The 3858-nt window shown below is 55.6% G+C and carries 3 protein-coding genes and 1 pseudogene; all 4 read left to right on the forward strand.

Annotated features, from left to right (window positions below):
• Positions 1 to 75 precede the first annotated feature (75 nt).
• Positions 76 to 219: pseudogene (locus ACO6EE_RS00360) on the forward strand (hypothetical protein); the annotation flags it as partial.
• A gap of 92 nt (positions 220 to 311) precedes the next feature.
• Positions 312 to 1073 (forward strand): hypothetical protein, encoded by a 762-nt coding sequence (locus ACO6EE_RS00365; RefSeq protein WP_485958562.1) that lies wholly within the window; start codon positions 312 to 314, stop codon positions 1071 to 1073.
• Positions 1074 to 1233: 160 nt separating this feature from the next.
• Positions 1234 to 2121: a toxin-antitoxin system YwqK family antitoxin gene (locus ACO6EE_RS00370; RefSeq protein WP_485958563.1), complete on the forward strand. Its 888-nt coding sequence runs from the start codon at positions 1234 to 1236 to the stop codon at positions 2119 to 2121.
• Between the two features lie 104 nt (positions 2122 to 2225).
• Positions 2226 to 3656, forward strand: coding sequence for a dihydrolipoyl dehydrogenase (lpdA, locus tag ACO6EE_RS00375; protein WP_070630434.1), 1431 nt, complete (start codon positions 2226 to 2228; stop codon positions 3654 to 3656).
• Positions 3657 to 3858 lie beyond the last annotated feature (202 nt).

The following is a 3858-nucleotide window of genomic DNA, read 5'->3' on the forward strand; positions in this document are numbered from 1 at the left end:
AATCCAGGTCATATACGGCAGAGAAACTGAAAAAATCATCAGTATCCGGACGGGGGCTGCGATTGTCCTTATGGCGGTGCGTGTAAGCATATGGCGGCGTTGTGGTACGCGGTGCGCGCCCAAACTCAATCTTTTCAGGTAGCCTCAAACGAAGAAAGGCTACCTGAAAACCAAAATTTCAACGAAATTAATCGTAGTTGCTTAAAAATATTTATATAAAACAAGCTACAATATTCTCATGTAAACACGCCGTTTATCTTTTGGTGTAGACTGCGCGCCACCCAGCGTTTTTATTTAGGAGTAAACCCATTATGCTGAAAAATATCCTCACCGCCGCCGTGTTATCTGCCTTGCTTGGTGCCTGCGCCGCCACCGGCAGCGGCAATGCTTTCCCCGCCCGTGCCGACCAGCTTTCCGCCCGCACCGAGCAGGCCGCTGCCGCCGTGCGCCAGCGTGAAGCGCAAGAAAATATCATTGCCTACTACGATGCCGACGGCGATGCTGCCGACCGCCCGATGAAAGGCGGTTACTACCGCGTGCTGATCGGCCGCACTGCCGACGGCCGCGCCGTGGTGCAGGATTTCTACCAAGATAGCCGCACCAAGCAGATTAACCCCGTTATCATCGGCAAAGACAGCGAGCTGAAAAACTTCAGTTCCGACGTGATTGAAGGCTTGGTGGTGTGGTACACCCCCGAAGGCCGCCTCACTAATTTTGCCGAAATCCATGACGGCAAATCGCAACGTGCCGGCATGTATGCCGAAAACGGCCAGCTGGTGCTGAGCATTGCGGGCGAGCCGGATGTGAAAGACATGCCCTTTGAAATGAGAGGGTTCTACGAAAACGGCAAACCGATGTTTGAGCTAATCGACAACCACACCGAAAATGGCCTGATTCGCACCTACTACTACGCCAACGGTAACAAGCTGATGCAAAGCGTGGGCAAAGAGGATGCGGTTAAAACCGAATTCTGGAAGGAAGACGGCAGCAGCGCCACGGCAGAAGAGGTGCAAACCCAACTGCGTGAAGGCCTCCAACGTGTGAATTATCTGATGAGCAAACACTTGCGCTAAGGCCGGTGTAATCCATCTAAAGGCTACCTGAAAGTTTTCAGGTAGCCTTTTGCTATGGTGCTGCGGGCAGCATCCCGTATGGAAAAATAATGAGTTTGGCTATAGAATTGCATCAATCTGCCAATCGCGCAGATGCTCACCAATTCCAATGGGGAACTCTATGAACAAACTCTTCGCCACTGTGGCTGCGGCGCTATTGCTGGCCGCTTGTAATCCCAATCAAAACAACAGCCAAAACAATGCAGCATCTGCGCCGCCGGCTGCTTCCAACTCCGCTGCCGGCCAAGCCGAAGGCCAACAGGCGCCTGCTATGGCCCTGCCTGCCGATGCAACAGAGCTTGAAGCGGCTGCCGCCAAAGCCGTGGAAGGCTATCAGCCGGCAGCTGAGAAGCAGGTGGTTTATTTTGACAAAGACTCCCAACCCACCGATAAACCCAGCCCCGGCGGCTATTATCGCGAAGTGTTGGGTACCATGCCCGATGGCCGCCTAGTGGTGCAGGACTTCTACCAAGACAGCGGCAAACCGCAGATTCTGCCCGCCATTCTCTCTAAAGATGGCAATCCGAAAAATTTCTCCACTGATGTGAACGACAGCCTGGTAGTGTGGAAAGAGGAGGACGGCACAGTATCTTCCGCCGGCAAATTCACCCAAGGTAAACTGGACGGTTGGATGAGCTTATACCGCGACGGCCGCCTGGTTATCCAAGGCCGCGACAGCGATTCTGAGTTGGAAGGCGAAGTTGTATTCTTCTATAACGACGGCAAACCGATGATGTGGGTGCGCCCTGCTGCCGACAAACAGCACGTTATCCTCAGCACCTACTACCCGGGCAGCGGCAGCATTCTATTCAGTGCCATCCATAATGCTAATGGTGAAGGAGATCCTATGATGTCCGCCTGGGACAAACAAGGCAAACCTACTGAACTGCCTGCCGTTCGGGCGGATTTGGAAGCTGTGCAGGCGGCCATGACCGATCTGCAGGAATATGCAAATCGACACGGAGCCTTGAAGGATGGCGGCGGGCAATCCGCTTCCGCACCTAAGTAATTTTATGATCTTACAGCCGCTTAACACGGAGTGATGCCAACGTTCCCATGCTAAGCGGCTGATTCTTTCCCCACCCCCGCTTTTCACACATAAAGGAGCTTCAAATGTCTCAATTCGACGTAGTGGTAATCGGCGCCGGCCCCGGCGGTTATGTTGCCGCCATCCGCGCCGCACAGCTGGGTTTCAAAACCGCCTGTATTGATGCCGGCGTGAACAAGGCCGGCGATGCCCCCGCTTTGGGCGGCACCTGCCTGAATGTGGGCTGCATCCCTTCCAAAGCCCTGTTGCAATCGTCCGAGCATTTCCATGCCGCGCAGCACGACTTTGCCGAACACGGCATCACCGTGGGCAATGTGCAGTTTGACGCCGCCAAGATGATCGAGCGCAAAGACGGCATCGTCACCAAGCTCACCGGCGGGATTAAATTCCTATTTCAGAAAAACAAAGTAACCAGCCTGTTCGGTACGGCCTCCTTCGTGGGCAAAAACGGCGATTTCTGGCAACTGGAAGTGGATAACAAAGGCGAAAAAACCACGGTTGAAGGCAAACACATCATCGTGGCCACCGGCTCCACCCCGCGCGCGCTGCCCCTGGTGGATATCGACAACGTGAACGTGCTGGATAACGAAGGCGCGTTGAATCTGACCCAAGTGCCGGCCAAGCTCGGCGTTATCGGCGCAGGCGTCATCGGTTTGGAAATGGGCTCGGTGTGGAAACGCGTGGGCGCGGAAGTTACCATTTTGGAAGCCTCCCCCGTGTTCCTCGGCGCCGCCGACCAGCAGATTGCCAAAGAAGCGTTCAAATACTTCACCCGCGAGCAAGGCTTGAACATCCAGCTGGGCGTGAAACTGAACAAAATCACCAGCGGCAGCAAAGTGGTGGTGGAATACAACAATGCCAAAGGTGAAGCGCAAACTGCCGAGTTCGATAAACTCATCGTGGCCATCGGCCGCGTGCCCAACACCCACGGCCTGAATGCCGAAGCGGTCGGCCTGCAAAAAGACGAGCGCGGCTTCATCGTGGTGGATGGCGAATGCCGCACCAACCTGCCCAACGTATGGGCCATCGGCGACGTGGTGCGCGGCCCGATGCTGGCACATAAAGCTAGCGACGAAGGCGTGGCCGTGGCCGAACGCATTGCCGGCCAGAAACCGCACCTCGATTTCAACACCATCCCGTGGGTCATCTACACCGACCCCGAAATCGCTTGGGTGGGCAAAACCGAAGAGCAGCTCAAAGCCGAAGGCGTGGACTACAAAAAAGGCACGTCCGGCTTTGCCGCCAACGGCCGCGCCATGGGCTTGGGCAAAGCCAAAGGTACGGTTAAAGTGTTGGCCGATGCCAAAACCGACCGCATCTTGGGCGTGCACATGATCGGCCCGATGGTGAGCGAGCTGATTAGCGAAGGCGTGGTGGGCATGGAATTCTGCGCCAGCAGCGAAGACATCGCCCGCATCGTCCACGCCCACCCGACCCTGTCGGAAGTGGTGCACGAAGCCGCCCTGGCCGCCGACAAGCGCGCCCTGCACGGCTAATCCTGCCGCCTGCCTGCCTTGGGCGAAATGGCACGTAGGGCAGGCAGAGTGTGATGAAGGCTACCTGAAATGGTTTGCAGATTTCAGGTAGCCTTTTGTATGCCTGTGCGTTATTAAGTAGATACCCAAAGCACAATTTGCCACACTATCCAAAGCCAACGTCATCATGGACACCACCTACTTCAAACGCAGCTTCGGCATC

This window comes from Eikenella sp. (genome assembly GCF_057315495.1).